Raw genomic sequence first — 6,386 nt, forward strand, 5'->3', positions numbered from 1 at the left:
GGTCTGCTGCATCCCGGGGGCACCGGTGGTTCGATTGCCCGCCGAGCGCTGATAAACGCAACGTCCAAAAAACCAACAAGAAAGTGGAGACAGACCGTTCATGAAGACCCCGATCCGTTTTACCGCGCTGGCCCTGTCCATGTTGCTGGCCAGTGGTGTTGCCTCGGCCGCCGACCTCAAGATTGGCGTGACCATGTCCGCCTTTGATGACACCTTCCTGACCTACCTGCGTGAAGACATGGACAAGCAAGCCAAGTCCTATCCCAAGGGCGATGGTGTGCAATTGCAGTTTGAAGACGCCCGCGCCGACGTGGTGAAACAACTGAGCCAGGTCGAGAACTTCATCAGCCAGAAGGTCGACGCGATTATCGTCAACCCGGTCGATACCGCCTCGACCAAGAACATTATCAGTGCCGCTACCAAGGCGGGTATTCCGCTGGTCTTCGTCAACCGTCGCCCTGACCAAAAAGACTTGCCCAAGGATGTCGTTGCGGTGACGTCCGATGACGTCGAGGCCGGTCGCCTGCAAATGCAGTACATCGCAGAAAAGCTCGGCGGCAAGGGCAAGATCGTCATCCTGCTGGGTGACCTGGCGAACAACTCCACCACCAACCGTACCAAAGGCGTGAAGGAAGTCCTCGCCAAATACCCCGGCATTACCATCGAGCAAGAGCAGACCGGCATCTGGCTGCGGGACAAGGGCATGACCCTGGTCAACGACTGGCTGACCCAAGGTCGCGAATTCAATGCGGTTCTGGCCAACAACGACGAGATGGCCATTGGCGCGTCCATGGCCCTCAAGTCGGCGGGTACCAAGCCTGGCAGCGTGTTGATTGCCGGGGTGGATGGCACGCCGGACGGTTTGAACGCCATTACCAAGGGTGACATGGCCGCGTCGGCCTTCCAGGACGCCAAGGGCCAGGCGGTCGGTTCGGTGGAAGCGGCGCGCAAGATGGCCAAGAAGGAGCCGGTCGAGCAGAACGTAATCATCCCGTTCAAGCTGATCACGCCGGATAACGTCAAAGACTTCAAGTAGCCCTTCATAACAACAATAAGCAAGCAGGGCGGCCACGGTCGCTCTGCTGATGGAGTACCCGATATGCTTGCTCAAGCCACTGTCTCGCAGCCTCCCGGTCTCCAGCCCGCGCTGCTGGAAGAACCCTACCTGCTGGAAATCGTCAACATCAGCAAAGGCTTTCCCGGCGTTGTGGCCCTGGCCGATGTGCAACTGCGCGTGCGCCCAGGCTCGGTACTGGCGCTGATGGGCGAGAACGGTGCGGGCAAGTCGACGTTGATGAAAATCATCGCCGGCATCTACCAGCCCGACGCCGGGGAAATTCGTCTGCGCGGCAAGCCGATTGTGTTTGAAACACCGCTGGCGGCGCAGAAGGCCGGGATCGCGATGATCCACCAGGAACTCAACCTGATGCCGCACATGAGCATCGCCGAGAACATCTGGATCGGCCGCGAGCAGCTCAATAGCCTGCACATGGTCAACCACCGCGAAATGCACCGTTGCACCGCCGAGTTGCTGGCCCGTTTGCGCATCAACCTGGACCCGGAAGAACACGTCGGCAACCTGAGCATCGCCGAGCGGCAGATGGTCGAGATTGCCAAGGCGGTGTCCTACGACTCCGACATCCTGATCATGGATGAACCGACTTCAGCCATTACCGAAAAGGAAGTGGCCCACCTGTTTTCGATCATTGCCGACCTCAAGTCACAGGGTAAAGGCATCGTCTACATCACGCACAAAATGAACGAAGTGTTTGCCATCGCCGATGAAGTGGCGGTGTTTCGTGACGGCCAGTACATCGGCCTGCAGCGCGCCGACAGCATGAACAGCGACAGCCTGATCTCGATGATGGTCGGCCGCGAGCTGAGCCAGTTGTTCCCGGTGCGCGAGACACCCATCGGCGACTTGCTGCTGTCGGTGCGCGACTTGAGCCTGGACGGCGTGTTCAAGGACGTGTCGTTCGACCTGCATGCTGGTGAAATTCTCGGCATCGCCGGGCTGATGGGCTCGGGGCGCACCAACGTGGCAGAGACCATTTTCGGCATCACTCCAAGTTCCAGCGGCCAGATCACCCTTGACGGCAAAGCGGTGCGCATCACCGACCCGCACATGGCTATCGAGAAAGGCTTTGCGCTGTTGACCGAGGACCGCAAGCTCAGTGGCCTGTTCCCGTGCCTGTCGGTGCTGGAGAACATGGAGATGGCGGTGCTGCCGCATTACTCGGGTAACGGCTTTATCCAGCAAAAAGCCCTGCGCGTGCTGTGCGAAGACATGTGCAAGAAGCTGCGGGTGAAAACCCCGTCACTGGAGCAGTGCATCGACACTCTGTCCGGCGGCAACCAGCAAAAAGCCCTGTTGGCGCGCTGGTTGATGACCAACCCGCGCTTGCTGATCCTCGATGAGCCGACCCGTGGCATTGACGTTGGCGCCAAGGCCGAGATCTATCGCTTGATTTCCTTCCTCGCCAGCGAAGGCATGGCGGTGATCATGATTTCCTCCGAACTGCCGGAAGTGATGGGCATGAGCGACCGGGTGATGGTGATGCATGAAGGCGAACTGATGGGCACCCTGGATCGCGCCGACGCGACCCAGGAAAAAGTCATGCAGCTGGCTTCCGGTATGACCGTAGTCCACTGACGAACCGCACAGAATAAGAAGGTAATTGGCTATGAACGCAATAACAGACAACAAGCCTGCCACGGCACCGGTCAAGCACCGTCGGCGTTTACCCACCGAGCTGAGTATCTTCCTGGTGTTGATCGGCATCGGCCTGGTGTTTGAGCTATTCGGCTGGATCGTGCGCGACCAGAGCTTCCTGATGAACTCCCAGCGCCTGGTGCTGATGATTCTGCAAGTGTCGATCATCGGCCTGCTGGCGATTGGCGTGACGCAGGTGATCATCACCACCGGTATCGATCTGTCTTCAGGCTCGGTGTTGGCGTTATCGGCGATGATTGCCGCCAGTTTGGCGCAAACCTCGGATTTTTCCCGGGCAGTGTTTCCCAGCCTGACCGACTTGCCGGTGTGGATTCCGGTGGCGATGGGCCTGGGTGTGGGGCTGCTGGCGGGGGCAATTAACGGCAGTATCATCGCGGTGACCGGCATTCCGCCGTTTATTGCGACCCTGGGCATGATGGTCTCGGCCCGTGGCCTGGCACGCTACTACACCGAAGGCCAGCCGGTGAGCATGCTCTCGGATTCGTACACCGCCATCGGCCATGGTGCGATGCCGGTGATTATCTTCCTGGTGGTGGCGGTGATCTTCCATATCGCCCTGCGCTACACCAAGTACGGCAAGTACACCTACGCCATCGGCGGCAACATGCAGGCGGCGCGCACCTCGGGCATCAACGTCAAGCGTCACCTGATCATCGTCTACAGCATCGCCGGTCTGCTGGCGGGCCTGGCCGGTGTGGTGGCCTCGGCGCGTGCCGCCACCGGCCAGGCCGGCATGGGCATGTCCTATGAGCTGGATGCGATTGCGGCGGCGGTGATCGGCGGCACCAGCCTGGCGGGCGGAGTAGGGCGCATCACCGGCACCGTGATCGGTGCGCTGATTCTCGGCGTGATGGCCAGCGGGTTTACCTTTGTGGGGGTGGATGCGTATATCCAGGACATCATCAAGGGGCTGATCATTGTGATTGCGGTGGTGATCGACCAGTATCGCAACAAGCGCAAGCTCAAGCGCTGATACCGATTAACGGGCAACACCTATCCAATGTGGGAGCTGGCTTGTTGTGGCGAGCAAGCTTGCTTGCGCTGGGGTGCGAAGCGCCCCTAAAAAGCCTGCTCCAGCCGCGCTGTCGAACGGGAGCAAGCTCCCTCGCCACAGCAAGCCAGCTCCCACAGCGAGTCTTTATCAGACCGTTCTAACCGTTTGTCTTCTATATAGCTCCACAGCACTGAATTTCTTGCTATAAACGCACTCCGATGACCGTTCGCCAAGCCCGTCCTGGTGCCTTTGGGGGTTAATTGGGAAAAAATGCCTGTCTTTTCAGTTGCTGAGCCTTCCAGTCGGCCTTAGACTGCCGCCCCTCGTAAATTGAGTGCCGGGTGGCGCTTGAAATGGACGGCGCCCTTCCGAGGCCTGCGAAGGTCTGCCGGAACGCTCCCTTATTCGCCTTAATGCACGTATTTTTTATAGAGAAATCAATGACAAAGGAAAAGTTGCTGGCCATGCCGGCGGATGACTACATGAATGCCGAACAGCACGCTTTTTTCGAGAAGTTGCTGCAAGACATGAAAGTGGAACACCACGAGCGCATTGAGCAGAACCGCATCGCCATCGAAAGCCTGGACACCCCGGCGGACCCGGCTGACGCTGCCTCTGTGGAAGAAGAGCGCACCTGGCTGGTGAACGCCATCGACCGCGACCAGCGCATGCTGCCGCAGCTTGAGCGTGCCCTGGAACGCATCAAGGAAGATTCTTTTGGCTGGTGCGATGACAGCGGCGAGCCTATCGGCCTCAAGCGCCTGCTGATCAGCCCGACCACCAAATACTGTATCGAAGCGCAAGAGCGTCACGAGCAGATCGACAAGCACCAGCGCCAGGCCTGATGCGCTGAAGTCGGGCATCGCAGCTGTGATGCCCGAAGAAACACCGGTTACGTCCCTGTCTATTGATCTGCTGCAAGCACCCCACGAAAGGCCCATGGATAATGGCCCAATAGTGGCGTTTAATGCAGCAACAATAACGACAAACAGAGGGGTAACGACGATGGCTGGAGACGGATCTCTGATGGGCGCAGCAGCGCCAGCGCAAACGGTGGTGCGCGTGCTGCCCGGCTGGCTGACGCCGCTTATGCAGAGCACCGCGCTGGTGCTGGTCTTGCTGGGCCTGTCGTTTGCCGGCTTGCCGCTGTACCTGTGCTTGCCACTGGCCTTGCTGGTGATCTGGCTGCCTGCGCTCAAAGCCCGAGTGCCGCGTGTAGCGCCTGCCCAGGCGATTGATACGCTGGGTGAGCTGACTCGCGATCTTTCCTACACCACCAGTCATAACGCACTTTCCGCTGCCGGCGTGGCCTATTCGGTCAAGCAACTGGCCGCGCGCGTGCAATCGCAATTAGGCGCCGCCAAGCAAATTGTCAGCAGCGCCGAAGTGATGATCGGCACCGAGCAAGTCACCTCTCAACTCAGCCGGCAGGCCTTGGGCGCGGCCAGCCAGGCGCACCAGCGCAGTACTGAAGGGCGCGAAGTGTTGGCTCAATCGATCACTCGCATGCACCAACTGCGCCTGCGCGCCAATGCCAGCCGAGAGTTGATCGAGGCGCTGAGCCAGCGCAGTGAAGAGATTCAGCGCGTGACCCTGGTGATCCAGTCCATTGCCAGCCAGACCAACCTGCTCGCGCTGAACGCCGCCATTGAAGCGGCGCGCGCCGGCGAGCACGGGCGCGGCTTTGCCGTAGTGGCCGATGAAGTGCGTGGCCTGGCCGGGCGTACGGCCACGGCGACGGATGAGGTCGGCGTGATGGTCGCCGATATTCAACAACGCACCGCCCAGGTGGTGGAACAGATTCGCCAACTGTCCGCCGACTTGCACATCGGCGTCGAGCAGGTGGAGCAGGCGGGTGAGCAACTGGAAAATATCGCCAGCCTGGCAGCCGACGTAGAAGGGCAGGTCAACGAGATCGCCCAAGGCACCGACACCAACCGCGCGCAACTCGACAGCCTGTTCCACGCGGTAGAGCAGATGCGCAGCGATTTAACGGTGAGCGACCAGCAGACGCGGCAACTGGCCGAGGTCGCTGTGCAGATGGAAGGACAGGCTGAAACCATCAGTGAGCGCCTGGCTGAAGTCGGGCTGGATGACTATCACCAGCGCATCTACGACCTGGCTCGCGAAGGGGCGAGCCGTATTGGTGAGCAGTTCGAGGCTGACATCGTGCAAAACCGCATCAGCCTGGAAGACTTGTTCGACCGCAGCTACACGCCGATCCCCAACACCCGGCCGAGCAAATACCACACGCGCTTTGATGGCTACACCGACCAAGTGCTGCCGACGATCCAGGAGGCATTGCTGCCGCGCCATGAGGGGCTGGTGTTCGCGATTGCCTGCACACCGCAGGGCTATGTGCCCACACACAACAAGGCGTTCTCCCACGCCCTGACCGGCGATGCACAGGTTGACGCCGTGCAGAACCGTACCAAACGCAAGTTCGACGACCGTACCGGCATTCGTTGTGGCAGCCATCAACAAGCAGTGCTGTTGCAGACCTATACCCGCGATACTGGCGAACTTATGCACGATTTGTCGGTGCCGATCATGGTTAAGGGGCGGCATTGGGGTGGCTTGCGCCTGGGCTATAAACCGGAAGGGGCCAAGGCTGGGCGTTAGGATTGTTACTGTTTATGCAATGGAGCTATTCCGGAG

The 6,386-nt window shown here is 59.9% G+C and carries 5 protein-coding genes; all 5 read left to right on the forward strand.

The features are described 5' to 3' along the window. Window positions 1-100: 100 nt before the first annotated feature. The 5 genes from FEM54_RS21510 (at window position 101) to FEM54_RS21530 (ending at window position 6,350) form a co-directional block, all read left to right on the forward strand. Window positions 101-1,036 carry a sugar ABC transporter substrate-binding protein gene (locus FEM54_RS21510; RefSeq protein WP_017136425.1) on the forward strand — a complete coding sequence of 312 codons (936 nt, stop codon included), beginning with the start codon at window positions 101-103 and terminating at the stop codon, window positions 1,034-1,036. Between the two features lie 63 nt (window positions 1,037-1,099). Continuing rightward, on the forward strand, window positions 1,100-2,653 hold the full coding sequence (locus FEM54_RS21515) for a sugar ABC transporter ATP-binding protein (RefSeq protein WP_138452894.1): 1,554 nt from the start codon (window positions 1,100-1,102) through the stop codon (window positions 2,651-2,653). Between the two features lie 31 nt (window positions 2,654-2,684). Further along, window positions 2,685-3,707, forward strand: coding sequence for an ABC transporter permease (locus FEM54_RS21520; protein WP_026013640.1), 1,023 nt, complete (start codon window positions 2,685-2,687; stop codon window positions 3,705-3,707). A gap of 461 nt (window positions 3,708-4,168) precedes the next feature. Then, window positions 4,169-4,573, forward strand: a complete 405-nt coding sequence (locus FEM54_RS21525; protein ID WP_003191666.1) for a TraR/DksA family transcriptional regulator — start codon at window positions 4,169-4,171, stop codon at window positions 4,571-4,573. A 544-nt stretch (window positions 4,574-5,117) separates the two neighbouring features. Beyond that, window positions 5,118-6,350: a methyl-accepting chemotaxis protein gene (locus FEM54_RS21530; protein ID WP_370589445.1), complete on the forward strand. Its 1,233-nt coding sequence runs from the start codon at window positions 5,118-5,120 to the stop codon at window positions 6,348-6,350. Window positions 6,351-6,386: the final 36 nt, after the last annotated feature.

It is taken from the genome of Pseudomonas edaphica (assembly GCF_005863185.1).
Classification (GTDB): Bacteria; Pseudomonadota; Gammaproteobacteria; order Pseudomonadales; family Pseudomonadaceae; genus Aquipseudomonas; species Aquipseudomonas edaphica.